The sequence below is a fragment of the Pseudoalteromonas sp. MEBiC 03607 genome (genome assembly GCF_004792295.1).
In the GTDB taxonomy this organism is placed as follows: domain Bacteria; phylum Pseudomonadota; class Gammaproteobacteria; order Enterobacterales; family Alteromonadaceae; genus Pseudoalteromonas; species Pseudoalteromonas lipolytica_C.
In genome coordinates this window covers 1993308-2020099 of the sequence record NZ_SRRY01000001.1, presented here as the reverse complement: position 1 = coordinate 2020099, position 26792 = coordinate 1993308, and the positions used below count along the sequence as shown (strand labels likewise).

The 26792-nt window shown below is 41.1% G+C and carries 28 protein-coding genes; 12 read left to right on the top strand and 16 right to left on the bottom strand.

All coding sequences use genetic code 11. The features are described 5' to 3' along the window. Positions 1-77: 77 nt before the first annotated feature. The gene (locus E5N72_RS09340; protein WP_135924192.1) at positions 78-920 is read right to left on the bottom strand and encodes a 2OG-Fe(II) oxygenase family protein; all 843 of its coding nucleotides are present in this window, start codon (positions 918-920) and stop codon (positions 78-80) included. 238 nt (positions 921-1158) lie between these two features. On the opposite strand from E5N72_RS09340, the gene E5N72_RS09335 reads away from it, so the two are divergent. Then, positions 1159-2046: an MBL fold metallo-hydrolase gene (locus E5N72_RS09335; RefSeq protein WP_240704510.1), complete on the top strand. Its 888-nt coding sequence runs from the start codon at positions 1159-1161 to the stop codon at positions 2044-2046. A 7-nt stretch (positions 2047-2053) separates the two neighbouring features. Here E5N72_RS09335 and E5N72_RS09330 read toward each other — a convergent pair whose 3' ends face one another. From E5N72_RS09330 to aspS, 5 genes are all read right to left on the bottom strand, one after another. Then, positions 2054-2785: an alpha/beta hydrolase gene (locus E5N72_RS09330; RefSeq protein ID WP_135924191.1), complete on the bottom strand. Its 732-nt coding sequence runs from the start codon at positions 2783-2785 to the stop codon at positions 2054-2056. Position 2786: 1 nt separating this feature from the next. Continuing rightward, the gene (locus E5N72_RS09325) at positions 2787-3374 is read right to left on the bottom strand and encodes a GNAT family protein (RefSeq protein ID WP_135924190.1); all 588 of its coding nucleotides are present in this window, start codon (positions 3372-3374) and stop codon (positions 2787-2789) included. Between the two features lie 31 nt (positions 3375-3405). Further along, positions 3406-3996 carry a pentapeptide repeat-containing protein gene (locus tag E5N72_RS09320; protein WP_240704509.1) on the bottom strand — a complete coding sequence of 197 codons (591 nt, stop codon included), beginning with the start codon at positions 3994-3996 and terminating at the stop codon, positions 3406-3408. After that, a complete protein-coding gene (locus tag E5N72_RS09315; RefSeq protein ID WP_135924189.1) occupies positions 3993-4199 on the bottom strand; it encodes a hypothetical protein in 207 nt (68 codons plus the stop codon). The genes E5N72_RS09320 and E5N72_RS09315 overlap by 4 nt, the downstream gene beginning before the upstream one ends. A 95-nt stretch (positions 4200-4294) precedes the next feature. Beyond that, positions 4295-6064: an aspartate--tRNA ligase gene (aspS, locus tag E5N72_RS09310; RefSeq protein WP_135924188.1), complete on the bottom strand. Its 1770-nt coding sequence runs from the start codon at positions 6062-6064 to the stop codon at positions 4295-4297. Positions 6065-6292: 228 nt separating this feature from the next. Between aspS and E5N72_RS09305 the strand changes: the two genes are divergently transcribed. Beyond that, the gene (locus E5N72_RS09305; protein WP_135924187.1) at positions 6293-7141 is read left to right on the top strand and encodes a DUF72 domain-containing protein; all 849 of its coding nucleotides are present in this window, start codon (positions 6293-6295) and stop codon (positions 7139-7141) included. A gap of 22 nt (positions 7142-7163) precedes the next feature. After that, on the top strand, positions 7164-7658 hold the full coding sequence (locus E5N72_RS09300) for a YgjP-like metallopeptidase domain-containing protein (protein ID WP_130167071.1): 495 nt from the start codon (positions 7164-7166) through the stop codon (positions 7656-7658). A gap of 87 nt (positions 7659-7745) precedes the next feature. Here the strand turns inward: E5N72_RS09300 and E5N72_RS09295 are convergent. The 5 genes from E5N72_RS09295 to E5N72_RS09275 form a co-directional block, all read right to left on the bottom strand. Continuing rightward, a protein-coding gene (locus E5N72_RS09295; RefSeq protein ID WP_135924186.1) for an IS3 family transposase occupies positions 7746-8917 on the bottom strand; the annotation gives its coding sequence in 2 pieces (ribosomal slippage) (positions 7746-8644 and positions 8644-8917; 1173 coding nt in all). Positions 8918-9071: 154 nt separating this feature from the next. Further along, positions 9072-10088, bottom strand: coding sequence for a DUF5924 family protein (locus E5N72_RS09290; protein WP_168246728.1), 1017 nt, complete (start codon positions 10086-10088; stop codon positions 9072-9074). A gap of 132 nt (positions 10089-10220) precedes the next feature. Beyond that, complete coding sequence (locus E5N72_RS09285) at positions 10221-10478, bottom strand: hypothetical protein (RefSeq protein WP_135924185.1); 258 nt, start codon at positions 10476-10478, stop codon at positions 10221-10223. Between the two features lie 120 nt (positions 10479-10598). Beyond that, entirely contained in the window at positions 10599-10877 is a 279-nt protein-coding gene (locus tag E5N72_RS09280; RefSeq protein ID WP_058585274.1) for a hypothetical protein, read from the bottom strand. A 301-nt stretch (positions 10878-11178) separates the two neighbouring features. Next, positions 11179-11859, bottom strand: coding sequence for a DUF3334 family protein (locus E5N72_RS09275; protein WP_054561772.1), 681 nt, complete (start codon positions 11857-11859; stop codon positions 11179-11181). 118 nt (positions 11860-11977) lie between these two features. On the opposite strand from E5N72_RS09275, the gene cmoA reads away from it, so the two are divergent. The 5 genes from cmoA to E5N72_RS09250 all read left to right on the top strand — a co-directional run bounded on the left by cmoA (position 11978) and on the right by E5N72_RS09250 (position 16345). Then, positions 11978-12703 (top strand): carboxy-S-adenosyl-L-methionine synthase CmoA, encoded by a 726-nt coding sequence (cmoA, locus tag E5N72_RS09270; RefSeq protein WP_063706202.1) that lies wholly within the window; start codon positions 11978-11980, stop codon positions 12701-12703. A 27-nt stretch (positions 12704-12730) separates the two neighbouring features. Continuing rightward, positions 12731-13699, top strand: a complete 969-nt coding sequence (gene cmoB / locus E5N72_RS09265; protein WP_135924184.1) for a tRNA 5-methoxyuridine(34)/uridine 5-oxyacetic acid(34) synthase CmoB — start codon at positions 12731-12733, stop codon at positions 13697-13699. A gap of 201 nt (positions 13700-13900) precedes the next feature. Continuing rightward, positions 13901-14953: a phosphoribosylformylglycinamidine cyclo-ligase gene (gene purM / locus E5N72_RS09260; RefSeq protein ID WP_063705981.1), complete on the top strand. Its 1053-nt coding sequence runs from the start codon at positions 13901-13903 to the stop codon at positions 14951-14953. Then, complete coding sequence (gene purN, locus E5N72_RS09255) at positions 14953-15600, top strand: phosphoribosylglycinamide formyltransferase (protein WP_135924183.1); 648 nt, start codon at positions 14953-14955, stop codon at positions 15598-15600. Before purM ends, purN begins: the two co-directional genes overlap by 1 nt. Beyond that, entirely contained in the window at positions 15545-16345 is an 801-nt protein-coding gene (locus tag E5N72_RS09250; protein ID WP_135924182.1) for a DUF3108 domain-containing protein, read from the top strand. The genes purN and E5N72_RS09250 overlap by 56 nt, the downstream gene beginning before the upstream one ends. A gap of 18 nt (positions 16346-16363) precedes the next feature. On the opposite strand, the gene E5N72_RS09245 is transcribed toward E5N72_RS09250, so the two are convergent. Next, entirely contained in the window at positions 16364-17128 is a 765-nt protein-coding gene (locus E5N72_RS09245; protein ID WP_054551596.1) for a class II glutamine amidotransferase, read from the bottom strand. A 337-nt stretch (positions 17129-17465) separates the two neighbouring features. Here E5N72_RS09245 and fadE point away from each other — a divergent pair, with 337 nt between their 5' ends. After that, positions 17466-19922, top strand: a complete 2457-nt coding sequence (fadE, locus tag E5N72_RS09240) for an acyl-CoA dehydrogenase FadE (protein WP_135924181.1) — start codon at positions 17466-17468, stop codon at positions 19920-19922. On the opposite strand, the gene E5N72_RS09235 is transcribed toward fadE, so the two are convergent. Next, positions 19919-21013 carry a DUF6136 family protein gene (locus E5N72_RS09235; protein ID WP_135924180.1) on the bottom strand — a complete coding sequence of 365 codons (1095 nt, stop codon included), beginning with the start codon at positions 21011-21013 and terminating at the stop codon, positions 19919-19921. The genes fadE and E5N72_RS09235 overlap by 4 nt on opposite strands. After that, positions 21010-21600: an ATP-binding cassette domain-containing protein gene (locus tag E5N72_RS09230; RefSeq protein ID WP_135924179.1), complete on the bottom strand. Its 591-nt coding sequence runs from the start codon at positions 21598-21600 to the stop codon at positions 21010-21012. Before E5N72_RS09230 ends, E5N72_RS09235 begins: the two co-directional genes overlap by 4 nt. A 150-nt stretch (positions 21601-21750) precedes the next feature. Here E5N72_RS09230 and E5N72_RS09225 point away from each other — a divergent pair, with 150 nt between their 5' ends. The 3 genes from E5N72_RS09225 to E5N72_RS09215 all read left to right on the top strand — a co-directional run bounded on the left by E5N72_RS09225 (position 21751) and on the right by E5N72_RS09215 (position 24937). Then, the gene (locus tag E5N72_RS09225) at positions 21751-23676 is read left to right on the top strand and encodes a S9 family peptidase (protein ID WP_135924178.1); all 1926 of its coding nucleotides are present in this window, start codon (positions 21751-21753) and stop codon (positions 23674-23676) included. Positions 23677-23979: 303 nt separating this feature from the next. Then, entirely contained in the window at positions 23980-24417 is a 438-nt protein-coding gene (locus E5N72_RS09220; protein WP_054551944.1) for a SulA-like leucine-rich domain-containing protein, read from the top strand. Positions 24418-24457: 40 nt separating this feature from the next. Then, a complete protein-coding gene (locus tag E5N72_RS09215) occupies positions 24458-24937 on the top strand; it encodes a YchJ family protein (protein ID WP_135924177.1) in 480 nt (159 codons plus the stop codon). A 31-nt stretch (positions 24938-24968) separates the two neighbouring features. On the opposite strand, the gene E5N72_RS09210 is transcribed toward E5N72_RS09215, so the two are convergent. Together E5N72_RS09210 and E5N72_RS09205 are read right to left on the bottom strand one after the other, a co-directional pair. Further along, positions 24969-25799 carry an alpha/beta hydrolase-fold protein gene (locus tag E5N72_RS09210; RefSeq protein ID WP_135924176.1) on the bottom strand — a complete coding sequence of 277 codons (831 nt, stop codon included), beginning with the start codon at positions 25797-25799 and terminating at the stop codon, positions 24969-24971. 2 nt (positions 25800-25801) lie between these two features. Continuing rightward, positions 25802-26446 carry an alpha/beta hydrolase gene (locus E5N72_RS09205; RefSeq protein WP_240704508.1) on the bottom strand — a complete coding sequence of 215 codons (645 nt, stop codon included), beginning with the start codon at positions 26444-26446 and terminating at the stop codon, positions 25802-25804. Positions 26447-26792: the final 346 nt, after the last annotated feature.

The window sequence follows — 26792 nt, the reverse complement described above, 5'->3', positions numbered from 1 at the left end:
AATGCTGAACTTAGCAGACTAATTTAAGGCATAAAAAAAGCGGCTTTAATGCCGCTTTGTTCTCATATACCCAATCTTTACTTAACACCAAGCTCGCGTAAACGCTCTTGTAGGTAGCTGTCTGCGGTGTAGCGCTCAGATAGCACAACATCAGGACGCGGGTGTAAGAATAATGGTAACGAAATACGTGATTTCGTTGACGCTTTACCCGTTGGGTTGATCACGCGGTGAATCGTTGATGGGAAGTAACCACCTGACGCTTCTTGAAGCATGTCGCCAATATTGATGATCAGGTTACCAAAATCACATGGTACGTCTAACCAACCGCCATCCGTTGTTTGTACTTGTAAACCAGGCTCATTCGCCGCAGGTAATACAGTTAATAGGTTGATGTCACCATGCGCTGCCGCACGGATTGCACCTGGCTCTTCATCACCAGTCATTGGTGGGTAATGAAGAATACGCAGGAGTGTTTGCTCTGAGTTAGCAATCATATCTTTAAGATCGATAGAGAACTTAGCGCGCACCTCTTCTGGTGCTTCAGCTTGAACCCAGCTTAATAATGTAGCTGCAAACTCATTCGCTAAACGGTAGTACTCACGAATTTCTTCTTCTAGCTGTGCTGGAACACGGCCTTTTGGATAAACGTGGTAGTACTCTTTAATATCTTTAACGGTAAAGCCTTTTGCAACTTCTGACACTGATGGTGGGAAATAACCATCTTGTGTCTCTTTTGAAAATAAAAACTCGTGCTTTTGCTCAGAATTAAAGAATTCTTGCCAATTTTTGTAAATAGACTCAACTAATGACTGAGGGATTGGGTGATTTTTTAATACACCGAAACCTGTGTTTCTTAGTGACTCAACAAATTGAGCGGCCGCATCGCTCGCTTTATAATCAACGGTAGGTAAATGTTGCATTGTCTTTTCCAGTGAATAAGGTTCTAGAAGTCTGTGCTAAGCATAGCATTTCTTCATTATAGCGCTTCGCGAGGATAGAGAAACACAGGCAAAAACATAAGGACTTATGTCCGCCCCTACCTTGCTTAACTCCTTAAGTTTGATACAGATCAACTAAGCATTTAAGTAGTATAATATGTACTATCATCTAAACTTAGGTATGGCCAACTAGACACGTTTCAACGCAAAAGGATCGCTAATGTTCAAAAGGCTGCAAATCTTACTTTTCAGTGCGCTGATACTCGTTACCAACCAGGCCATCTGTGCAGAACAAGCCAACTATAAAGTCGAAAATATTAAAGACAACGTATATCGCTTTAGTGCTGGCCATTACCACAGCGCTTTTATGATTGTTGATAACCTTGCCTTAGTGACTGATCCTATCAATAGCGATGCCGCAAAATACTTAAAAAGCTATATCAAGAAAACCTTTAATGCCGAAATCAAATTTATGCTGTACAGCCATAGCCATGTTGACCATGCAATGGGCGGTAATGAGCTAATCGATAACAACACTACGGTCGTTGCTCACCAGTTTGCAGCTGATGACCTTAAATTAAATAAAGTGCCTACTGCCCTACCTGATCTTACATTTACCGATACACTCAAAATCGAATTAGGTGATAGTTACGTGCTTCTTAATTACTACGGGCCAAATAATGGGCGCGGCAATGTCAGTATGCGTTTTATGCCTGCCAATGTACTTTATGTTGTTGATTGGATTGTGCTTGGCCGCATGCCATATAAAAACCTGATTGGTTACGATATTAACGGCATGCTGCATTCAACCAAAGCGGTGCTAAATGAACCTGCGTTTGCTGCATTTATAGGTGGCCATGCAGATACTGGCAACCGCGATGATGTTGTCTCGTACTTACACTATATTCAAGACTTACACGCTGCCGTTCGAGATGGCATGTTAAAAGGTAAAAATCTTGCGACCTTACAAAAAGAAATAAACTTACCTAAATACAGCCATTTAAAAATGTACCATCAATGGCTACCACTGAATATTGAGGGTGTGTATAACAACCTTGTCGAGATGGGCTATTATAATTTTCGCAGCGATATTGATGCTCAGTTTTAACTGAGCATCAATAGCGAGATAAAAACGCGTTAAGTTCTTTACTCATACATGCTACAAGCGCTTTTGGGCCACCATCATACATATCGTTATGGCGCGAATCTTTAAGCTTAATTTGCGTCACGAGGTATACAGCGAGCTCTTGCGGCGTTAGCAATACGTTGTCATCTGCTGGGTAATCGCTACCGCGTAGTGTCAGTACAGCAATATTTTTGTTTCGCGGGATCAGCATACGGCGATGATCAAGGGTGATCAGCTTAGACACCTTAGCGGGATAAATAGCGGCATATAATGCTGCAATATCACCTCCATTTGAGTGACCAAATAAAGTGAGCTGATTAAAGTCATACGCAGGATATCGCTTTGCAAGCTCTGTAGCTAAAAACTCAAGGGTTTGTACACCACGGTGCCAGTTTTCCATGCGTGTGGTCATGTAGGGTGGCTCAGGGTTTAAACTCGGATCACCTTTTAACTCATGAGCAACTTCAACCGTTAAATAACCATGCTGATGAAAGGCCTGCTGGGCAAATTGATAGTCTGTATGTGCCATACCATAGCCTGCCCCAATAAACGCCACGGGGCACTTTTTATTTATCGTGCATTTGCTATCGGCTGCTGTAATGGTCACCGGAATATGGCGTGCCCGCTCAGTATCAAACAGTGTCTCAGTTTGATTTGCAAAGGCTGTTTGCCCGCTAAGGGTTAACGCGAGCATTAGCGCCGCCTTTTTAATATTTAACATTCTATGACTGCCCTAATTTGAATTCTAAACTACGTTTAACCATCGGCCACTCACCATCAATAATTGAAAACACCACAGTATCGCGGACGCAGCCATCGGCCATTATTTGGTGATTACGAAGCACCCCATCTTGTTTCGCCCCTAAGCGAGCAATGGCATTGCGCGAAGCTTGATTATGCCAATGGGTACGAAACTCAACAGCAATCACATTAAGCGTTTCAAATGCATAACTCAGTAGCAGTTTTTTACACTCAGTATTAACCCCAGTTCGCTGAAAGCGCTTGGCATACCAGGTGTAGCCAATTTCTAAACGGCGGTTTTTACTGTCGATATTACAAAAGCGAGTTGAGCCTATCACCTCATCGGTGTGTTTATCGATAACAGCAAATGGTAATGCGCGACCAAGTGACTGTTGTTCAAACGCCATGCTTAAATAATCGTCAACACGTTCTTCATTGGGCACCGAGGTAAACCAAAGCTCCCAAAGCTTTCCATCCGTAGCGGCGTTTACTAAAGCATCGCGATGCTCAAGCGTTAACGGCACTAATTTAACAAATTGACCTTCCAAGGTGATGGGACTTAAATTCATAACTTTCCTTAACCTTAATTAGCAAAAATATTTAATCCACCAGCTCTATATCGAGCCCTGCTAATAAATCCAGAGCTGCATAACGCTCAAATTTGGCCTTACTGATATTGTTAGCTGTTATATCAATGGCGAAGTGGCTGGCACCAATAAAATTAGCTTTACTGAGGTTGGTTTGTTGAAACAAGCTGTCACGAAAATCAGTATCAGTAAAATCAGCAGATGATAAATCCGCATGTCTAAAATCAACATCTTTGGCAAAACAGCTGCGCATTTTTAAAGCCTTTAAACTAAGCTCAAAAAAGCTACTATGGCTTAGTTCACAGCCAATAAAACTCACAGGGGCACGGCTGGCAAGTAACGGCCAATCAACATCAGTAAAGCGCACACTGGTTAATTTACACTGTTTAAAGCTCACCTCTTCGAGTGAGGTGTACCTAAGCCCAAGTGCAGCTAAATTGCAGTTTTTAAACTCGCATTCTATGAACCGGCAGTTTTCAAACTGGCTATTGCTAAAGTCACAGTCGATAAATTCACATTGCTCAAATTCACAATGTGAAAATGTTTGCCCTGCTAGGTTTAATTCAAAAGTGTGTTCAAAATAAAGCGAATGGCTTGCGATCACGCGGTGGTCTCAATATCTTTTTTAAGCGCAAGTACAGCAATAAAAATAAGACCGAACAATGGAATTAGCCCTAGTAAGCCACCAATAATTGCCACCACAATTGGTGTTGAGGTTTTACGCTTACCTAAGTAATAGCTGATCGCGGCAAAAACAGGGATCAAAATAAAAATTATTTGCCCGATTAAAGTTGCACTGATATTCACACTCTTTCCTTGAAGAACATACTAAGTATTTATTTAAACACAAAAAAACCCTAGGGCATACACCTTAGGGTTTTCGTAAATCAGGCTTTTACCAATTATTCAGCGTCTTTCGCTACAACATCAATTGCAAGCTCAGTTAATGCATCTGCATTTGCTTTGCTTGGTGCATCTGTTAATAAACATGATGCTTGAGTTGTTTTAGGGAAAGCAATAACGTCACGAATGTTATCAGTACCGCATAACAACATAACTAAGCGGTCAAGACCAAACGCAAGACCTGCATGCGGTGGCGTACCGTATTTAAGTGCATCAAGTAAGAAACCAAACTTGTCTTGTTGCTCTTGCGCTTCGATACCTAAAATTCTGAATGCTGTTTCTTGCATTTCTGCATTGTGAATACGTACCGAACCACCACCAACTTCGTAGCCGTTTAATACCATGTCGTATGCATCTGATAGTGCACCAGCTGGGTTTGCTTCAAGCTCTTCAGGAGAAATACCTTTCGGTGCAGTGAATGGGTGGTGAACCGCATGCAATGTACCTTCGTCATCTTCTTCGAACATTGGGAAGTCAACAACCCATAAAGGTTTCCAGCTATCTAGATCAGTAATGCCTAAATCAACACCAATCTTAAGACGTAGCGCACCCATTGCTTCGTTTACAACGTTGCGCTTGTCAGCACCGAATAAAATGATGTCGCCAGATTGTGCGTTAGTACGCTCAAGTAATTGGTTGATCACTTCTTCGTTTAGGAACTTAGCGATTGGTGATTGCACACCTTCAACGCCCGCAGCACGGTCGTTAACTTTCATCCATGCTAGGCCTTTCGCGCCATAGATACCGATGAATTTAGTGTAATCATCGATTTGTTTACGAGAAAGCTCAGCACCGCCTGGTACAGTTAATACCGCAACACGGCCTTTTTCGTCATTAGCAGGACCAGAGAATACTTTAAACTCAACGTCTTTTACTAAATCAGCAACGTCAACAAGCTGCATTGGGTTACGTAGGTCTGGTTTATCAGAACCATATAAACGCATTGCTTCGCTGTAAGGCATAACTGGGAAGTCGCCTAAGTCAACGTCTAGTAATGATTGCCACATTTCGCGGATCATTTTCTCAGTCATTGCACGCACTTGATCAGAGCTCATGAATGATGTCTCTAAATCGATTTGTGTGAATTCTGGCTGACGGTCAGCACGTAAGTCTTCGTCACGGAAACATTTAACAATTTGATAGTAACGGTCAAAACCCGACATCATTAATAATTGTTTAAATAACTGTGGTGACTGAGGTAAAGCATAGAAGCTACCTTTGTGAACACGGCTAGGTACTAAGTAGTCACGCGCACCTTCTGGTGTAGCTTTTGTCAGTACCGGTGTTTCGATATCTAAGAAACCGTTGTCATCTAAGAAACGACGCACAAAGCTGCTCGCTTTTGCACGAAGTTTGATACGGTCGCTCATTTCAAGACGACGTAAATCTAGGTAACGGTATTTTAAGCGGCGCTCTTCAGAGTTTTGCTGATTAAAATCAAGTGGTAATGGCTCTGAACGGTTGATGATAGTTAAGCTTGTGCCTAAAATTTCAACTTCACCTGTTGCCATGTCTTTATTTACTTGGCTTTCAGGGCGTGCGCGAACAACACCTTTTAACTGCACACAAAACTCTTGACGTAGTTTATTCGCAGTATCCATTAATCCTTCTACTTCAGGATCAAAAACAACTTGTACTAAACCTTCTCTGTCACGTAAATCGACGAAGATAAGGCCACCAAGGTCACGGCGTTTGTTGATCCAACCACATAGTTCAACTTCTTGATCTACGTGAGATTTATTTAGCTGTCCGCAATATATAGAGCGCATAGTATTCCTGTCAGTTAAAGACTTATAGCCGCCTGCTCTTAAGAGTTCGCTATTTTGAGAGCAAAAGCCACTATACAAAGTAATCATTTAAGGCAGAGCATTATACCCAAACCATCTCAAAATGCGAGTGCCAGCAGTACCTGTCGGGGGGCTAAATATATGCCCCGGCTTCTGAGCAAACATTTCTTTTGTTACACTAGACATAATTTAAATTTATTGGTTGATTTAATGCTGTACTTAGGTTGTCCGCAGTGGTCTAGCACCGCATGGAAAGGAAATTTGCTCTCTAGTCACTGTAAAAGCGCCGATATGCTCAGTGAGTATGCGCAATGCTTTAATTCAGTCGAGGGCAACACCAGTTTTTATGCTGACCCAAGTCATGAGTCACTAGTGCGCTGGCATGATGCGGTACCTGAAGACTTTAAATTTACTTTTAAGTTTCATCGGCGTTTTAGTCACGAATTACAACTGACGAATATAACTAGTGAGCTTAATGCGTGGCTAAACTTATTTGAGCCAATTTTTGCTAAAACGGGGCAAATCATGTTACAGCTACCCCGCGCCTTTGGTCCTGATGCCCTACCCCTTCTTGCTAATTTTATTGCACAACTACCTAAACAACTTAGTTACGGTGTAGAAGTACGTCACCCCGGCTTCTTTAATAAAGATGATGCTGAAATTCGTTTAAATCAGCTATTAATTGAAAATAATATAGATCGCATCAGCATGGATACCCGCTCTTTGTTTGCTGTTCCCGCCGATACCGATGCACTCATTGATGCGCAAAAGAAAAAGCCTTATTTACCTGTGCATGCCATTGCAACAGGAAATCAGCCTATGCTGCGCTTTGTGATTGCCAGTCTTGAACATGAATACAAGTCGTATTACCAGCCATGGCTGAAAAAAGTAAAGCAATGGCTTGATGAAGGAAAATCACCCTATTTGTTTTTTCATACCGCAGATAATCGCCAGTCACCACTTTTAGCAAGACAGTTTTGCAAAGATTTAGGTTACAATCACCCCGTGCTTGCACCTTTTATAGGTGAACGCGAAGCAAGCCAAAGCAGTTTATTTTAGCGCCCGATTTATCAGAGAAAATATGAAAGATTACAGCCGTTATTTTCAAGGTTACCCGCCGCACATCATTGAGCAAGTGTTACAGCTATTTAATGGCGACAGAGCCGCAAAATACCTTAAAGGCAAATACCCTGATGCGCATAGCATTACCAGCGATAAAGCTTTATACAATTACGCCACTGAACTAAAAAAGCGCTACCTTAAAAATGCCCTGCCTTTTGGCCGTGCCGCATTCAAAAAACAAGGCGATATGGTCACAAATGCCTTAGGGACCCATACTTTTCGTATGCAAGGTAAAACCCGAAAACACGACCTTGCCATTAATAGCGACCTACTTCGCGCACCTGAGCCACTACTCAAAGCACTCGTCGTACACGAGCTAGCCCATTTTAAAGAAAAAGACCACAACAAAGCCTTCTATCAACTTTGCTGCCACATGGAGCCGCAATACCATCAACTAGAACTGGATTTAAGAATATTCAGTGTGCTGGTAGGTGAAGGGAAAAATCCGTATTAAAGCTATCAGCTATCAGCTATCAGCTATCAGCTATCAGCTATCAGCTATCAGCTATCTGATCTGACTCCGATAAAGTAGACACAAGGTTTAATTAACTTGTTCGTACTGCATGGGACTTTTATACCCTAGGGTGCCATGCCTTCTTACTGAGTTGTAGTATTTTTCAATATAAAAATACGTTTGTGTTGTCATTTCACTACGACTCAGTTCATTTAAATTCTTTATCCACTCCTTTTTATACTGCGCGAAGAAGCTTTCTGAGCATGCGTTATCCCAGCAGTTGCCTTTTCTAGACATACTCACTGTGACACCTCTATTAGTTAACCACTTCACTGTTTCCTTTGCGACATACTGAGCTCCTTGGTCTGAATGAAAGAGCAAGTTCGAACCATCAGGTTTACGTGCTGACCATGCTTTTCTCAGTGTTTTAATAACTAACTCGGCGTTGTTTATACTGCTTGTTACCCAGCCAACAACCTTACGAGAGTACAAGTCAAGGATGACGCATAAATACTGCCAACCATCTTTACAGCGTACTTGTGTGATATCTGATACCCACACGGTATTTACTGCATCAACATTAAACTGGCGCCGTAATAAATTACTCGCTTTGATTGTACCTTCTTTCTTCGAGCGGCTTGTATAGCGTCTTTTACCTGACTTTGAACGATAGCCAACGCTTTGTAATAGTCTCTGCACACGCCCTTTACTGCAATCAAAACCATGTGCTACCGCTGCCTCCCAGAGCTTCCTATAACCAGGAATACAGTGCTCTTGGTCGCTGACATACTTTAGAAATTTCAGTAACGAACTGTTTTCTTTCTGGCGTGTGCTAGGTAATTGCTTTAACCATTTATAGTATCCAGCCGGCGACACAGATAACCAGCTGCACAACTTCTTCACTGTGCGTTTGGCGTCTGTGACCTTGTGGATATATTCGAACCTTATTCTTTTAGGCTGTCGAAGTAGACCTTCGCCTTTTTTAAAACGTCATTCTCCAACTGAGCATCTTCGAGTTGCTTCTCAAGCTTGCGAATTTGGCGTTCTAAATCTGTGTATGATTTGTCAGGGCCTTGGTTCTTTAGTGGCTTTGCCGTTTTCTTTTTCGAGGTCATGTGACTTCTCCAACTTGATAGCATGTCAGGATGAATACCGTACTTATTAGCGACCATCTTAACTGTATCTGTGGTGTCTAACGACTCTTGAACGACTTTTATTTTAAATTCGAGCGAATGTTTACGATATGGTTTTACTTTCATGATTACTGACTCCAAAAAGGTGTCTACTTTTATGGAGTCAGATCAATCAAAAACATAAAACCTGAGGAATGAATGTTAAGCTCTTGTTGTTCAAAAACTCTAATAACTATCCTCCATCTCGATCAGCTAAAAACTGACGGCTGAAAGCTGACAGCTAGACATCAGTAACCTCAAATCTTCTTTGCCCTATCAGCTGCCCAGACTCGGTAACCACTTTAACGACCCATTTCCCTGCAGCATTAGCAGGGAAATTCGTTTTATGGCTCCACGCTCGATAACCCTCTTTACGACCACCAGAAATATCCAAGGCTATGCGGTCAACTTCTTTACGATTATGCACCCAAACATGAAAGATTTTTTCATTTAGCCCTAGCGGTGCTTTAACTGCACTAAAACTATATAGACCTTTTTCATGCAAGCTCTGCTCGGTGAGTTCTGTTATTGGCGAAAGCGGTTTACGGGCTTGTTCATCAAGCTGATACGACATGCTCATATCCGTTAAACGCAGTGCCGCAGGTGGCACAAAGCTACGCAATTGCCAAAGCCCAACACCTAATGTACAAAGCAATAACACCAACAACGGAAAACGCCACCATTTCGCATTGGGCATCAAATTGCCAAGACTAGGGACAGTTAAAATAACCGCTGTTATCAGTGCAATTTCAAAACTTTGGCTGGTCGTTAACTTTAATAAAATAGGCAAGGTAACCGACAGCACGACAAACAAAGAAAAGCTATGAAACACACTAAACCACACACTGTGCCTTGCAAGCTTTTTATAATAGAGGGGGTCAACAACAGAAACGAACGCGCAAAGAATAATTAAAGCGGTAAACGCGGCCTGACCATGGTCCCAAGTAGTCACCGCCAAGAAAAATGGTAAAGCAAAAAACAAACTTTCTTGCTGCACAACTTGCAGCGCAAAGCGCATCACGTTGGGCGACACCGCCACACCAAAACGCTCCTCTACTTTATCTCTTAGCCAGTTATCTATTAACAACCATAACCAAGTGACTAATAATAAAATAGAGATAAGTTGCGAAAACGATTCTTTTCGCTCAACAAAGACATAGCTTGCTACACCACTGCAAAAAGCCAACACCGCCATCAACCCCGGCCGCTTCTGCATCATGAAAACAAATTTAGTTATAAAGTTTTTTAAGTAATTCATGCAATCATCAAATCCATTTAAGGCTTTATGAGTAAAGCATAAATTGGATGAATGTAGGCTTTAAAACGAGCTTTAAGTTCAAAGCTTTAAGCTGTAAGTTTTGAGCCAAGACTAGTTACTCAACTGCATCGATTATGAGGATTCGTAAATAACAATTTGGCTCAACCACCAGTTAAGTTCATCGTCAATTTGCCATGCCTCACATGAATTCAGGTGTTTTAAAATTACCTGCTTATCAGACTGACAACTAACTGCTTTTAATACAAGGTTACCATTTTCCCAAAGTGTTGCCCTTGCTATAAGGCCATTGCCCTTAATTTCAATGTATTGAGCTTTAGTTGGCTCACCCAATTGAGCAGAAAGAACCACCTTGAGATTTTCAATTGTCAAAATTTTAAATTTTGAATTTCTTCAATTTTCTAATTCTTGTAGCACTATTTTCCTCAACCTAAGAATGTAAGCAATTGCTACCAAGCAGTATTTTTTATACCAAGGTAGCTTACAAGTCCCTTAACCTAATGAGTCAAAGCAAATTTCCGTGTAACTCTCATGTGAAATACCAAGGTTAAATTTTCCATACTCAGCTTGATTAGATTCGCTATCTTCAAGCCAAAGTTGTTTTGCCTCTAACAAATCAGAAATATTATCAATCTCTCGGACTCCATTAAGTACAACATGTAAAGTCTCCGATTGAGTTTGGAATGTCACAAACACTTGAAACTCACTCCCAGAGCGTTTTAACTTCACTTCATTGACAATAACATCTTGGTATATGTGATTAAATTTCAATTCAATTGCCTATTGAGTTATTTCAGTAGATTAATTTATGTATTACACACCAAAAGATTAACTTAATGAAAGCTGCAAAACCATATTTCAAACTTAGGGCTTAGTACCCTCAATTGAATTTCAGCGTTGAAATAAACTCAACATAAAACACTAAGTGCTATAGCCTTTTAAAAACAAAAAAGCGCGGTCTGACCCGCGCCTCTATTTTATCTGACAGCTGAAAGCTGAAAGCTGATGGCTGAAAGCTGATGGCTGAAAGCTGATGGCTGAAAGCTGATGGCTGACAGCTCAAGTCGTTAGGTTACAAACCAAGTTCTGCCATAAAATCATCATCGGCATCGTCTGCTTGTGATGATGCTTTTTGCTTTTCAGCTTTTTGTTTAGCTTCGTTTTCGATGATGTCATCTGGGTCAACGGCTTCTGAAATATCAAAATCATGTAGTTTGATAAATTCAGTTTTATCCATTGCAAGCTCTAGATAGAAGATATTTTGCTTCGCTGTAGTGAAGGTCACACGGCGTGCTTGTGGTCTATCCATGGTGGTATCAACAGAGATTTGCACCTGTTTATTAATCGCCATCATCTTAGGTTGGTTTTGCGTGATAGAAGTATGCAACTGGTCGCGTACTTTTGACGTAAAGTCACCAACGATTTGGTTCATCAGCTCGCCGAGTACGTTTGCCACATCATCTGATAAATGGCTTTGTGCAATTTCGTCTTCTGGCATACCCATGTTGCGCATATAGTCATGGTAGATTTCCATGGCTGCTTGGGCTGTGAAGTTTGTTACCACAAGGCCAGTAAAACCACCATCGAACAATACAAAACAGCCAATATCTGGGCGCATACAGGTGCGGGTTATTTTTTGTACCATGGCAGAATAACTAATACTATTACCACTTGCTGAAGACAGAACTCCAGTCACTGAATGACACAGAGTTGATAAGATATCTTCTGTACTAATCACTTTGCTTTTTGTCATTAAACTTCTCTTTTTTGTACTTGTTATTGATAATTCTAGCCAAGCTACTGAATTTATCACTGACTATCCAGTTAAAAATGCTAAAATAGCGGTATTATTTTTTAAAGAGACTGTTCACGTGACGCAAAAAGACAGTATTTATGCCACTGAGCAAGCGGTTAAAGACTTTAGCTTTGACCAACATGTAGTAGAAGTTTTTCCAGATATGATCCAGCGCTCGGTGCCAGGTTACGCAACCATTGTTAGCACCATAGGTAAACTGGCTGGCGAATACGCGCAAAGTAATTCAAACCTATACGACTTAGGCTGTTCACTTGGTGCAGTAACGTTAAGTATGCGCCGTAATATTCGCACCGATAACTGTAATATTATTGCCGTTGATAACTCAGAAGCGATGGTTGAGCGTTGTAAATTACATTTACAAGGTTTTCGCTCTGACGTGCCAGTCACTGTCACGCTGGGTGATATAAACGATTTAGCCATCGAGAATGCCTCTGTGGTGGCGATGAACTTTACACTACAGTTTATTCCACCTGAAAAGCGCCAAGCGGTGCTTGAAAAGATTTACGCAAATTTAAAACCAGGCGGCGTTTTGCTGCTGAGCGAAAAAATTAGGGGTGAAAATGAGCAATGCGATAATTTGCTCATTGATTTACATCATGATTTTAAACGTCATAACGGCTATTCAGAGCTTGAGATCAGCCAAAAGCGCACAGCTATCGAAAATGTCATGCGCCCTGATCATTTATCTACCCACTTAAACCGATTAAGTGAAATTGGTTTTAGCCAAACGCAAGTGTGGTATCAATGTTTTAACTTCTGCTCGATGATTGCAATCAAGTAATCATCACAACGATATAAAGAGTATTTCATGTCTCAATGGTTTAACCAATTTTACGCTGCGATTGCACAAAGCCCGCTTAGCCACTGGCTCGAAACTTTGCCAGGTCAATTAAAGCACTGGGAACTAGAAGCCGGCCACGGCGATTTACCTAAATGGCAAAAAGTGCTGAAAAACTTACCTGAGGTAAGCACAAACCATGTAAACCTGCAGGATAAAGTACAAATCGGTACCGGTGATGAGCTATCTGAAGGTCAGCAAAAACAGTTAACGCATTTATTAAAGCGCATGATGCCATGGCGTAAAGGGCCATTTAGCTTACACGGTATCGAGATTGATACTGAGTGGCGCAGTGATTGGAAATGGGATCGTTTACTGCCTCATATTGAACCGTTAAAAGGCCGCACTGTGCTTGATATTGGTTGTGGTTCAGGTTATCACTTGTGGCGCATGCGCGGTGAAGGCGCAAATTTTGTGGTGGGTATCGATCCATCTGATTTATTCTTATGCCAATTTCAAGCGATAAAGCATTATCACCAAGATGAAAACGTGCATTTATTGCCATTAGGTGTTGAAGCTCTGCCAGAGCTAAAAGCATTTGATACGGTATTTTCGATGGGTGTTTTATATCATCGTCGTTCACCAATCGACTTTTTAGCGCAATTAAAAGCGCAGCTTCGTCCTGGCGGTGAGTTAGTCCTTGAAACACTGGTTGTTGAAGGTGATGAGCACACAGTTTTAGTGCCAACCGACCGTTATGCAAAAATGCGTAATGTGTGGTTTATCCCAAGCACCGCGGCATTAAAACTATGGATGGAGCGCGTTGGCTTTAAAGATGTACAAGTTAAAGACTGTGCAATCACAACGCTTGAAGAACAACGTAAAACCCAGTGGATGGAAAACGAATCATTGGTCGACTTTTTAGACCCAAATGACACTAGCAAAACCATTGAAGGTTACCCAGCCCCCCTACGCGCTATTTTAACTGCGAAAGCTTAACAAATAGTGAGAAGTCTCTAGTTACAAGGTCAAAGTGACATTTACTTGATACTTTTGCCTTGTAACTTGAAAGCAAAAAAACCGGACAACTGTCCTTGTCAAGTCGGTTAAAGTGATTTTTCAACTAGCCGCGCCATTGCAATTGTTGTAAAATACGCGCGTTTCTAAGCAACCCACATGCAACTTTTTTGAGGAAAACCTGTGAGCGAACAAAAACAGTCTCTTAGCTATAAAGACGCGGGCGTAGATATCGATGCCGGTAATGCACTTGTTGAGCGTATTAAAGGCGTAGTTAAAAAAACCAGACGTCCTGAAGTAATGGGCGGTATCGGTGGTTTTGGCGCACTTTGCGAACTACCAACTGGCTATAAAGAGCCTGTACTGGTTGCTGGCACAGACGGCGTTGGTACAAAACTACGTTTAGCAATCGATCTTAAAAAGCACGACACAGTGGGTATCGACCTTGTTGCTATGTGTGTAAACGACCTTATTGTACAAGGTGCAGAGCCACTATTTTTCCTTGATTACTATGCAACTGGTAAATTAGACGTAGACACTGCGGCTGATGTTGTAACAGGTATTGGTAAAGGCTGTGAGCTTTCTGGCTGCGCTTTAATCGGTGGTGAAACTGCTGAAATGCCAGGTATGTACGACGGCGAAGACTACGACATGGCTGGTTTCTGTACTGGTGTTGTAGAAAAATCAAAAATTATCGACGGTACTAAAGTTGCTGCAGGCGACCAATTAATCGCCCTTGCATCAAGTGGTCCTCACTCAAACGGCTTCTCATTAATTCGTAAAGTTCTTGAAGTATCTGGCGCAGACACGAGCGCTGAGCTTGAAGGCAAAACACTTGGCGATCACCTTTTAGAGCCAACTCGTATCTACGTTAAACAACTACTTGAGCTATTCAAGCAGGTTGACGTACACGCGTTATCTCACATCACGGGTGGTGGTTTCTGGGAAAATATCCCGCGCGTACTTCCTGAATCTGCAAAAGCAGTTATCAAAGGTGACAGCTGGGAATGGCCTGTTGTTTTCAACTGGTTACAAGAAAACGGCAACATCACAACACACGAAATGTACCGTACATTCAACTGTGGTGTTGGTATGATTTTAGTTGTTCCAGCAGACAAACTTGAGCAAAGCTTAACAATCCTTAAAGATCTTGGCGAAAATGCATGGCATATCGGTGAGATCCAAGATGCGAAAGCAGGCGAAGAGCAAGTAGAAATTTTAGGTGGTCGTGACTAATGACCCCTTGTCGTCTTGTTGTATTAATTTCTGGTAGCGGTTCAAACCTTCAAGCCATCATCGACGCGTGTGCGCGTGGTGAGATTAAGGCCGAAATCGCCGCTGTAATTAGTAATAAAGCCGACGCCTATGGCCTTGAACGAGCAAAAAATGCAGGTATACAAACACGTGTACTTAGCCATAAAGATTTTGACTCGCGCGAGGCCTATGATGCTGAGTTAATGGACATTATTGACAATTTTGAACCAAATCTAGTTGTATTAGCTGGTTTTATGCGTATTCTTACTCCTAGCTTAGTGCAAAAATTTAAGGGAAAAATGTTGAACATTCACCCTTCTTTGTTGCCTAAGTACCAAGGGCTGAATACCCACCAACGAGCGATAGATGCAAAAGATGACGTTCATGGTGTCAGTGTTCACTTTGTCACAGAAGAGCTAGACGGCGGTCCCGTTGTTCTTCAAGCCAAAGTGCCGGTACTCGAAAACGATACCGCAGAGACACTCGCACAACGTGTTCATCAGCAAGAACATATAATCTATCCATTGGTGATCAAGTGGTTCAGTGAACAACGACTCAAGATGGAAGCAGATTATGCAGTTTTTGACGAAAAGAAACTTCCTGCACACGGCGCGCACTATCCAGAATAAAAATTTAAGTGCCCTACTCGCTTGTGTGGGCACTTTATTACTTCCTACCAGTGTTTTAGCTGGCGATCTCACTCAATATGAAGCCAAATACGATGTACTTCGTAAAGGCGAAACCCATGGTAAAGCAATCCGCGAGCTTAAAAAAGCCGCCGACGGTAACTACGTGATCACTTATCACAGCGAAATCGAATGGATGATTTTTTCTGACTCAAGAAAAGAAACATCTAAATTTACTTACCATGATCAAAAAATTTCTCCGCTAAGTTACACCATGGAGCGCTCAGGCACAGGGCCTGATAAAGAATACAGCTTAAAATTTGATGCGGCGCAAAAACAAGTACAAAGCAGCGAAAGTAAATACCCATTAAAGCTTGATTGGTCTGACGATTTTCAAGATTCACTGTCTTACCAAGTGCAAGTGCGCGAAGAGTTAAAACAAGGTAAAACGCAATTATCGTATCCATTGATTGATAAAAAAGGCAACCTGCGCAATTACGACTTTGAAGTTATCGGCACCGAAGTGATCTCGTTACCTGTTGGTAATGTAGAAGCGATTAAAGTTAAGCGCTTATATGATAACGATAAACGCCAAGCACTTGCTTGGTTTGCCCCAGAAATGGACTACATGCTCGTGCGTATGTGGAAAGGTGAAAAAGGCGTAGAGCAATTTGAAGTGCAACTTAATTCATTCACTGTGACCACACCAGTCGCCGTAACAAATGAAGTGAGTAATGAAGCGCCTTAATAGCGCTTCATCTTTTATTTAAATTTTTTCGCCCATTTTAAACAGTGCAAACTCACCGGGTTCCATTTTCTGCCAGCGTTCATCATTGGTGAGAGGCCGTGTTGCAATAACGGTAACCACATCGTTCGGTGTGGTTTCTTTTTGAAAATCAATCACCATGTCTGCATCAATTAATGTCGCTTTGCCAAACGGTGCACGGCGTGTGATCCAATGTAGGTTATTGGTGCAATAAGCTAACACATAAACACCATCGGTCAGTAACATATTAAATACGCCTTTTTCGCGCAGCGTATGGGCAAGCTTTGCCGCATAACGAAATACAGACGCCATATTTGATGGCCGCTTAGGGTATTTTTCGCGGATCTTATCGAGCAGCCAACAAAACGCCAGTTCACTGTCAGTGTTACCGACAGGTCGATAGTAATCTGGTTTTAAATCATGATAATTAGATAATTGCCCGTTGTGTGCATACGTAATTTCACGTCCCCATAACTCGCGAGTAAATGGGTGGGTATTTTCAAGACACACTCGGCCACGATTACCTTGGCGAATATGACTTATCACCGAAATACTTTTAATAGGATACGCTTTAACGAGTTTGGCAATTTCTGATTGGCAACTTGGCTCGGGATCTTTAAATGTGCGACAGCCCTTACCCTCATAAAAGGTGATGCCCCAACCATCTTTATGCGGGCCAGTGTTTCCACCACGCTCTAATAAGCCCGAAAAACTAAAACAAATATCCGTTGGTACATTGGCTGACATGCCAAGCAACTCACACATAGAACTATTAACCTATAAAACTAATCGAAGTAAAAGGCATGATGGGCTGATCCCTGCCTGCGCTCATTGTTGTACATAGCGCTAAAGATGGCAACTGCTATGCTGAGATTTTCAGAACTATCTGATAAATAGTGCATATTTTACACACCTTTTTACGTGTACCATTTACATAAACTAAATAGTCATAAGCCCACTGTAAATTTTTTTGCACTGTTCATACAGTTTACTCATTAAAAGGTTTTACAAAGCATCGTTTTATCTTTGTTCCCCTCTTGATAATTCATGGTTGTAGCGCTACTCTAAAAGAGGTGGTCTGACCTCTATTAAGGAATAATCAATGACTCTCATATTTTTACTTGGTTTACTCGTGCTACTTAGTGTGGCGAGTTACCACAGATCGAGCTGGAATACCTGTTTAGGTATTGCCATTGCGACCTTACTTGTTGGCACTTTTGCTGGCGCGTTTGGTGCAATCAGTTGGCTACTATTCTTACTTGTTGCTGTGCCACTTTCTGTGACAAGCATTCGTCAACAATACATCATCAAACCTATTTTTGCTGCATTTAAAAAAGTAACCCCGACAATGTCGGATACTGAAAAATCAGCAATCGATGCAGGTACTACGTGGTGGGAAGCGGATCTATTTTGTGGTCGTCCTGACTGGAACAAATTACACCAATACCCAGCACCAAAACTGACTATCGAAGAACAAGCGTTTATTGATGGCCCAGTTGAAGAAGTGTGTAGCATGTTAGATGACTGGCACGCAACGCACGAATTAACTGATTTACCGCAAGATGTTTGGCAATATCTAAAAGATAATAAATTCTTTGCCATGATCATCAAAAAAGAATACGGCGGTTTAGAGTTTTCTGCTTATGCACAATCATGTGTACTGCAAAAGCTAACAAGTAAATCAACGTTACTTTCATCTATCGTAGGTGTACCAAACTCATTAGGTCCGGGCGAATTACTTCAGCACTATGGTACTAAAGAGCAAAAAGATCATTACTTACCACGTTTAGCGAGTGGTCAAGAGATCCCATGTTTTGCTTTAACATCACCAGAAGCTGGTTCTGACGCAAGTGCAATTCCTGACTACGGTGTTGTTTGTAAAGGTCAATGGAACGGCGAAGAAGTTGTTGGTATTAGCCTAACGTGGAACAAACGTTACATTACACTTGCTCCTGTTGCGACTGTACTTGGTCTTGCATTTAAACTACAAGATCCAGACGGTTTACTAGGTGATAATAAAGAACCTGGTATTACCTGTGCGCTGATCCCAACTGACACCCCAGGGGTCGAAATTGGCCGTCGTCACTTCCCGCTAAACGTACCATTCCAAAATGGTCCTACTCGCGGTAAAGACATCTTCGTACCACTTGATTACATCATTGGTGGCCCGAAAATGGCTGGTCAAGGCTGGCGTATGCTTGTTGAATGTTTATCTGTTGGTCGTGCAATCACCTTGCCGTCTAACTCTACAGGTGGCATTAAAACAATTGCGCTTGCAACAGGTTCTTACAGCCGTATTCGTCGTCAATTCCGTTTACCTATTGGTCAAATGGAAGGTGTTGAAGAATCAATGGCAAAACTTGCAGGCTACGCTTATAGCTCTGATGCTGCCGTTAGCATGTCTACCGGTGCTGTTGACCTTGGTGAAAAACCATCGGTTGTATCTGCGATTATCAAATACCACTTAACTGAACAAATGCGTGAAGCAACAATTCACGGCATGGATGTTCATGGTGGTAAAGGCATCATGCTTGGTCCAAACAACTACCTAGGTCGCGGTTATCAAGGTGCGCCAATTGCAATCACTGTTGAAGGTGCAAACATCTTAACGCGTAACATGATCATTTATGGTCAAGGTGCAATTCGTTGTCATCCATTCGTGTTAACTGAGCTAGGCGCTTGTGCAATTGAAGACCGTGAAGAAGCGCTTGCAGTATTCGATAAAGCATTAATGGGTCACGTTGGCTTTACTATTTCGAACCTTGTTCGTACTAAGTGGTTAGCACTAACGAATGCTCGCTTCACAAGTACGCCGTACAAAGACGAAACAGCTGAGTTTTATCGAGTTGCGTCACGTTTCAGTGCATCATTAGCATTAATGTCAGATATCAGCATGGCGGTATTTGGTGGTTCATTGAAGCGTAAAGAGCGTATCTCTGCACGTTTAGGTGACTTACTAAGCTACTTATACCTTGTATCTGCAACACTTAAACGTTACAACGACGAAGGCCGTAAAAAAGAAGATTTTGCGCTAGTTCAATGGAGCTGCCAAGATCACCTTTACCACTGTCAACGAGCTCTTGCTGACCTAATCAATAACATGCCATCTGCACCACTTCGTGCAATGCTAAAAATTATGTTATTCCCATTCGGTCGTCCAGTTCGTAAACCTACTGATAAGCTTGAGCATAAACTTGCGCACTTATTACAAGTACCAAGCGAAACTCGTAACCGTTTAGCTAACTACATTTACCTTAAAAACGAGCCACTTAACCTTGTTGGTCGTCAAGAGCAAACGCTTAAAGACATTCTCGAAGTTGAGCCGCTGTTTGATAAGGTATGCCGTGAAAAAGGCGTAAAACTGCCTTTCTTCCAGCTTGATAAAGTAGCGCAAATGGGCCTAGAAGCTGGCATTTTAAGCCAAGCTGAAGCCGACAAACTAGCGGCTGTTGAAAAAGCCCGTCTTGACGTTATTAACGTTGACGACTTTGACCCAGCAGACTTAGTTGCTGGTAAAGTAGCCCGTGGCGAAAGCGATAAAAAAGCAGACGCTGCTTAAGCTAGCAAAACAATTCCAATTGTTATGAAAAACCAAACCAGCGCAAATTGCGCTGGTTTTTTTTGCGCTATATATTGCTGTAATAAACACCAGCCTGCGCCAATGGGTATGTAAATCAAGTTAGTGCCAAGCATGCTTATGACTACCATTAAAGCCACAGCAAAAAATATAAGACTCGGTATAAAATGGCTTACATAAAACAGCTTGTCTTGGTTATTACTTTGAAAGAATAACCGATATTTTTTAAAAACAGCCATGCAATCGAACTGTAACGAGCTAATTAGCAACACACATACTGATAAAGCTGCAGCCTGTATCAGATCACTAAAGTCACTCCGAATTGTTATTAGCTGTAATAAAGAAAACAAACATGCAACTAAAACTGAGCCACGCCATATTAAACACCAACTGTGTTGTAAAAAGTAACTAAGCCAAAATAAAGCAAACGAGTGTACTTTCAACTTATGGCTAATTCTTACAGAAGGGATTAAAGTCGAACAGCTGAAAATAGCAATAAATCCTAGATAGTATTGCAGCGAAGATAAACTAACAGGCAGTAATATCAATACAGAGCTTATTAACAAGCTATAAAAAAGTGCAATTGGCCTATAAAGAACAAATACCCCACATAGCCACTGCAAAAACACAAAAATCATAAAATGAGGCACTTGTAGCCATTGTTTCAACGATAAATCTACAGCTATTAATAAACTCGCAATGAGCCAAACATTACTTAAAAATAATAACTTGCAGTCAACACATACTCGCCAAGAGGGTTTATAAAGGCTTCGCTGAAATGCCCTGTTTTGCACATTTTTAATGGCTGGCGCCATGGCCCATAACATCACCGATTCAAGTAAAAGATAAACCAATGCTAATTTGGCGCCAGAAGCGGGTTCTGCATGGCTATCGACTATTTTCCCAAGCCCTAAAAACAACAGTAAAACCATACCAAGAAATGCAGGGCCAAGTAACAGTGCGAGCAACAAGCTAAAGCTCTTTAACTGAGACAGCATGCTTTTAAGGTTAGTCGTATATGCTAAGTATCGATAAGCAAGGAATGACACGTAGCTAGCAAGAGAGTCAATCATAATGCTGTACACTCAAAACCGTGCTGTATAAACACCTGAGGTTCGTGGCTTGTAATGATGACTTGCCCATTAGGTTTATCATCTAAGTAGTCATCAAGTAAGGTCAGCAAAAATTGAATACTTGTTTGATCAAGCGCTGCACTCGGTTCATCTAATAGTAAAAATGGGGCTTGCTTTAAAAAAGCAGTAATAAGCTGGCATTTCTTTTGGTTTCCACTCGATAAAGAACTGAAGCGAGTGTTGAGATGCTCTGTAAAGTTAAAACCTGTAATGAGCTGCTTTGGTATGTCTTTCTTTAATGCCTTGCAACTAAGTTCAATAATTTGCCTCGCAGTTAAAAAATCAGGCAGCACAATACGGTCGCTAGCAATTGAAGCATCGTTTTGCGGTGATTTTAATGCCTCATTATTGTATAAAATCTGCCCTGACTGTGGCTCTTCTAGGCCAGCGAGCATCATCAGTAGCGTTGTTTTTCCTCTGCCATTGGCTGCCTGTAAACAAACTCTTTTACTTTGTAATTGCTTATTGTAGTTTTCAAAAACGTGGGCTGAGGCAAAACGTTTATTGAGGTTGTTTATTGCAATCATGTTTACTTCCTTTAATAGTGGAAAAATAATATCACACTCATGTCCCTATTTATTTACATGATTTGTAACAAATATCGAACGGGTAAAACTTGCGTTTAGATTATGAACAGGCAACACTTTATAACGAAAAATTAACAAGGAATAATTACAATGAAACCGAGTTTTCAACTAGCAGCCGTGGCATGTGCACTCAGCCTTGCACTTGCAGGATGTTCACAATCAACCCAATCAACAAGCAGCACCGAAAGCGTGCAACAAAACCAAACTGTTAAACAGTATGATGCTGAAACCTTTTTTGATACAACCTCAATTATGGGCAGCAGCTTTTCACCAAAAGGCGACAAAATACTCGTTAGCAGTGATGAAAGCGGCATTTATAGCCTGTATGAAGTAGATATAAAAACCGCCAAAAAAACCCGCTTAACAGACTTTGAAGACAGTACTTATGCAGTGGCTTATTTCCCTAAAGATGAGCGCGTACTATTTACTAAAGACTCAGGTGGTAACGAGCGTTATCACATCTATGTTCGCGAAACAGACGGCACAGTTAAAGACCTCACCCCAGGTGAAGAAACCCGTGCAGGATTTGCAGGCTTCACAGAAGACGGTAAACACTTTTTTATAACCAGCAATCAGCGTGATGCTAAGTTTATGGACCTATATCGTGTTGATGCTAACAGCTATGAAGTAACGCCGGTTTATCAAAATACCATGGGGCTGGATGTCGGTGCTATAAGCCCTGACGGCCGCTTTATTGCTTTATCGAAAAACAATTCGAACAAAGACAGCGATGTGTTCATTCTCGATACGCGTAAAAAAACCCTTAAACCAGAGCTTATCACCCGTCATGACGACGACGCTAAGTATGGCCCAGAAACCTTCTCAAGAGACAGTAAATCATTGTATTACTCAACCGATGCTAAAGGTGAGTTTGCAGAAGTTTGGCGTTATGACTTAACTACCGGCGAGCACAGCCCTGCCCTCAAAGATGAGTGGGATGTCAGCTTTATATACTTCTCTAAATCTGGCCGTTATCAAGTAAGTGGTGTTAATGCCGACGCCAGCACTAAGGTGTCGATAATCGATACCACCACAGGTAAAGGTATTGCTATGCCATCGTTGCCTGCAGGTAACTTACGTGGTGTTAATTTTTCAGCTGATGAAAAAACTATGGCGTTTTATTTAAATTCAGACACCTCGCCAAGCAATTTATTTGTGTGGCAAGTCGGTGAGCCGAAAGCTAAACAATTAACTAACACATTAAGTGATGCAATTAATCAAAGTGACTTAGTTGAGAGCACAATTGTGCGCTTTAAGAGCTTTGATGGTTTAGAAATCCCGGGGGTTTTATATAAACCTAAGCAAGCCAACAGCAACAATAAAGTACCTGCTTTAGTTTGGGTGCATGGCGGCCCTGGTGGACAAAGCCGTACTGGATATAGTGCGATGCAGCAACATCTAGTCAATCATGGTTATGCCATTTTTGCGGTTAATAACCGAGGCAGCTCAGGCTATGGTAAAACCTTCTTCCATTTAGATGATAAAAAACATGGCACTGATGATTTACAAGATATTGTTTACGGTAAAAAACACCTGCAAAGCCTAGATTGGGTCGATGCCGATAAAATTGGTATCATGGGGGGCAGCTACGGTGGCTTTATGACCGCCGCAGCACTTGCCTTTGAACCTGAAGAGTTCAAAGTAGGCATTAATATCTTTGGTGTAACTAACTGGGTTAGAACCTTAAACTCGATTCCACCATGGTGGGAAAGCTTTAAAAAAGCACTGTATGACGAAATGGGCGACCCCGCTACAGACAGTGAGCGTCACCGTGCAATTTCGCCACTATTTCATGCTAAAAACATCACTAAGCCATTAATGGTGATCCAAGGTGCTAATGACCCACGCGTTTTACAAGTTGAAAGCGATGAGCTCGTTGCCGCTGTAAAGGCAAATGATGTGCCTGTCGAATATGTATTATTCGATGATGAAGGCCATGGTTTTACTAAAAAGGAAAACCGCATTAAAGCCTCAAACGCATATCTTGAGTTTTTAAATACCTATTTAGATAAATAGCAAAATTGCAAAGATAAAGAGCCGGTTTTTAAACCGGCTTTTTTATGCAAAACACCTGTATAGAAGCAAAATATAGTAGCTCATACAGTACTGTATAGAATACTGTATAATTTTAATGATAAATTTTTCACCTTTTTGACCTTCCAAAACAAAAAAGTAACCCATTGTTTAATAAGAACTAAATAAATTTAATTAACATAAAACTGAATGATTGGTTAAAAAATAGCAAAAAAGTACTTGCGCAAAAACACTGTGTAAACTACTGTATACACATACTGTATAAACAACCAGTGAGTGAAAGTTATGTTACAGCCAATTACCTTAAGAACAGTTAAAAGCTACCAACAAGATAACGACAAAGCGTCTGTTAATTTAATTCAAATTGAAGACGAAATATCAGCAACCTTTGAGCTATTAAAAGTATTGCATCATTACAATAGCCAAAATGCATGGACACTATTAATTGCCCCTGATCATGTTCCTAGCAAAGCATTATTAGATTCGTGTTCAATTGATACCAGCAAACTACTTGTGATCAGACAAAAGCATTTAGTAAACCTTGAGTACGTACTTAGCTCAGCATTACATAACGGTAACTTTGCTGCTGTGATCACATGGACAGATATTGTAAACAATCATCAACTTGATTCGATGAACTTAAACCTTGAGCAGGCATCTGCTAAGTTTTATTGCTTTACAAAAAGCGCTCAATTAAACAATTTAGTACCGCAGCCACAATAGGCTTGTTAAAATAACAATTTACAGTTTTAGGTAAGTTGTTATGACATCACTCACACACTCCCTTTGTCCCTGTGGCAGCGAATCGACTTACGAGCTTTGCTGCCAACCTTTTCATACAGGTGCAAGCCAAGCTGATACGCCAGAGCAACTTATGCGTTCTCGTTTTAGTGCATACGCGCTGAAAGATGCAAAATATGTATTTAGCACCTATGCACAAAGCCAACAAGCCGCAAACCCGGTTCGCGAAATTAAAGATTTTGCTAATAGCTGCCGATTTACCAAACTCAGTGTTTTAGATACTGAACATAATGATCAAGAAGGTTTTGTAGAATTTAAAGCAAATTACTTTTACCAAAACTTGTTTTGTGAGTTACACGAAAAGTCGCGTTTTATTAAAGAAGATGGCCTATGGCGTTACCTAGATGGTGATATAACGCCAGTTGCAGATATTAAAATTGGCCGTAATGACGAGTGTCCTTGTGGTAGCGGTAAAAAATATAAAAAGTGTCACGCTCTTTAATTGCTCTGATACCAATCCGCTTAATTAAGTATTATTGCGGGTTGGTATTAGTCTGGTAAATCCAGTCTAGGGCTTGGGTAATCGTTGTTGGGAATGCGGTTGCATGGCGTGCCTGAGGAATAACAAATAAATTTGTTGTAACAAGCGCGCCGCTTTGTTTATTAATTTTAGCTGCTAATTGCCTCGCACCCGACACCATTTTTTCACCTTCACTTTCTTCAAGTTCTCCCACTGCGATGTAAACTTTTGTTGTGTTGGCAGCTGGTACTACAGGCAAAGCTAAAAGGCTATGCTGCTTAAACCACACTGAAGGACTGCCGATAATGTAACTTGAAAAAAGCGAAGGCTCGGTAAATAAGGTAAAGGAAGCAAATAAACCACCCAGTGAGTTACCGACTAATGTACTTTTTTGGTTTGTTCTGTAGTGAGCCTTAATATATGGCAATACAGATTGTTTTAGAAAGTTTAGATACTGGCTTGCTCCGCCAGTTTTACGTTGCCAATTTTTATCTTCAAATGGCGTATAGTCATAAATACGGCTATTAAGCCCCGGCACACCTTTTTGATACCCTACTGCGACGATAATCACCTCTTCCATCGCCCCCGAATTCATCATGAATCGACTGACGCCAGAGGCAATTGGCAAACTGTAGTTTGCATCTAACAGGTAAACAACGGGGTAGCGCTTCTGGTTTTGTTTTTGGTAGCTGCGTGGCAGTTTAATTGTAATGGGGTATTCGTTTTCGATATGTTTATCTTTAACTAAAACAGTATTAGTGCGTGGCAAAGTAAATGGCTCAGCATGGCTTACTGAGCTCACGCCGAAAACACTGATCACAAAAACGAGCAATAAATAAGGCATAGTTAATCCTTTAGCCACTTTTTAATTGGTAACAGCCTCTCATCTTTTGGCTTATAAAATGCACCATGGGAGAGCCCCGTATTGATGCTTAGTTCTTCGAACTTAGTTACTGCACTTCTATCAATTAAAAACTGGCAAGAGCCAACCTGATCTGAGCGCTCAAAGATAGAATACACTTTGCCGTAAGCCTTAACTGAAGAGTGCTTTTTAACTAGGCCTGCACACCCTGCCAATATAATTAAGTTGATATGTGTGCGTTTAAGCTCATTGGCTGCCAGTATCGACAATGCCCCGCCCCGTGAAAAACCAACCAAACTAATATTCGACTCATCAACACCGGCGCTGATCAATGCTTCAACATCTGCAGCAAGTTTTTTCGCAAATGCAAATGGCTCAGTACCTTTTGGCCTGTGATAGGCAATTAAATGATAACTATCATCTGCAAGTGCTTCTTTTACCGCAATAAAGTCATAAACACCAAAGGTTTTGTGAACAGGCTTAGGGTTTTTACCTTCGACGATAAAACCATGGGAATAAAAAACATAGTGCTCATGCGGATCAATCTCTGTTGGAAACTGGCTATAAATAGTGCCAGCGAGAGCAGGAATAACCCAACAAGCACAGGTTAAAAGTAGTGTACGTAACACTGGTATCCCTTTGAAAAATAAAATCGTACTGATTGCACGATAATAACAGTTTTAAAAATAATATCTTAGTTGTAAGTCAGGTCGCTTTGCCTAAGTGAGAAGTGAGTTAACCCTAATCAAAAACCTAAAGAGATCTCCAAAAACCAACTTGAGGTATATTCATAGCTTTTTGATATAAGTTAAGTAAAAAAACAATGACAGCGATGTCAATTGACAGTAAAAAAGCGTATTGTAAAAAAACAGTTAAAGTAACCACTAATTTTAGACGTCTAGACGTTGAAAAAACAAATTCTTAAGCGTACTATGTTCGTAATCTGAGTTTGGCTCACATTTTTCATGAGATTTT

What these genes read in the sequence shown, in the direction of transcription:
- E5N72_RS09330 (WP_135924191.1), bottom strand. Translation starts at nt 2,785, where the DNA reads ATGTTAAATATTAAAAAGGCGGCGCTAATGCTCGCGTTAACCCTTAGC.
- E5N72_RS09340 (WP_135924192.1), bottom strand. Translation starts at nt 920, where the DNA reads ATGCAACATTTACCTACCGTTGATTATAAAGCGAGCGATGCGGCCGCT.
- E5N72_RS09275 (WP_054561772.1), bottom strand. Translation starts at nt 11,859, where the DNA reads ATGACAAAAAGCAAAGTGATTAGTACAGAAGATATCTTATCAACTCTG.
- E5N72_RS09235 (WP_135924180.1), bottom strand. Translation starts at nt 21,013, where the DNA reads ATGATTGACTCTCTTGCTAGCTACGTGTCATTCCTTGCTTATCGATAC.
- E5N72_RS09305 (WP_135924187.1), top strand. Translation starts at nt 6,293, where the DNA reads ATGCTGTACTTAGGTTGTCCGCAGTGGTCTAGCACCGCATGGAAAGGA.
- E5N72_RS09245 (WP_054551596.1), bottom strand. Translation starts at nt 17,128, where the DNA reads ATGTGTGAGTTGCTTGGCATGTCAGCCAATGTACCAACGGATATTTGT.
- aspS (WP_135924188.1), bottom strand. Translation starts at nt 6,064, where the DNA reads ATGCGCTCTATATATTGCGGACAGCTAAATAAATCTCACGTAGATCAA.
- E5N72_RS09290 (WP_168246728.1), bottom strand. Translation starts at nt 10,088, where the DNA reads ATGAATTACTTAAAAAACTTTATAACTAAATTTGTTTTCATGATGCAG.
- purN (WP_135924183.1), top strand. Translation starts at nt 14,953, where the DNA reads ATGACCCCTTGTCGTCTTGTTGTATTAATTTCTGGTAGCGGTTCAAAC.
- cmoB (WP_135924184.1), top strand. Translation starts at nt 12,731, where the DNA reads ATGTCTCAATGGTTTAACCAATTTTACGCTGCGATTGCACAAAGCCCG.
- E5N72_RS09230 (WP_135924179.1), bottom strand. Translation starts at nt 21,600, where the DNA reads ATGATTGCAATAAACAACCTCAATAAACGTTTTGCCTCAGCCCACGTT.
- E5N72_RS09250 (WP_135924182.1), top strand. Translation starts at nt 15,545, where the DNA reads ATGCAGTTTTTGACGAAAAGAAACTTCCTGCACACGGCGCGCACTATC.
- E5N72_RS09225 (WP_135924178.1), top strand. Translation starts at nt 21,751, where the DNA reads ATGAAACCGAGTTTTCAACTAGCAGCCGTGGCATGTGCACTCAGCCTT.
- E5N72_RS09215 (WP_135924177.1), top strand. Translation starts at nt 24,458, where the DNA reads ATGACATCACTCACACACTCCCTTTGTCCCTGTGGCAGCGAATCGACT.
- fadE (WP_135924181.1), top strand. Translation starts at nt 17,466, where the DNA reads ATGACTCTCATATTTTTACTTGGTTTACTCGTGCTACTTAGTGTGGCG.
- E5N72_RS09210 (WP_135924176.1), bottom strand. Translation starts at nt 25,799, where the DNA reads ATGCCTTATTTATTGCTCGTTTTTGTGATCAGTGTTTTCGGCGTGAGC.
- E5N72_RS09335 (WP_240704510.1), top strand. Translation starts at nt 1,159, where the DNA reads ATGTTCAAAAGGCTGCAAATCTTACTTTTCAGTGCGCTGATACTCGTT.
- E5N72_RS09325 (WP_135924190.1), bottom strand. Translation starts at nt 3,374, where the DNA reads ATGAATTTAAGTCCCATCACCTTGGAAGGTCAATTTGTTAAATTAGTG.
- E5N72_RS09220 (WP_054551944.1), top strand. Translation starts at nt 23,980, where the DNA reads ATGTTACAGCCAATTACCTTAAGAACAGTTAAAAGCTACCAACAAGAT.
- E5N72_RS09300 (WP_130167071.1), top strand. Translation starts at nt 7,164, where the DNA reads ATGAAAGATTACAGCCGTTATTTTCAAGGTTACCCGCCGCACATCATT.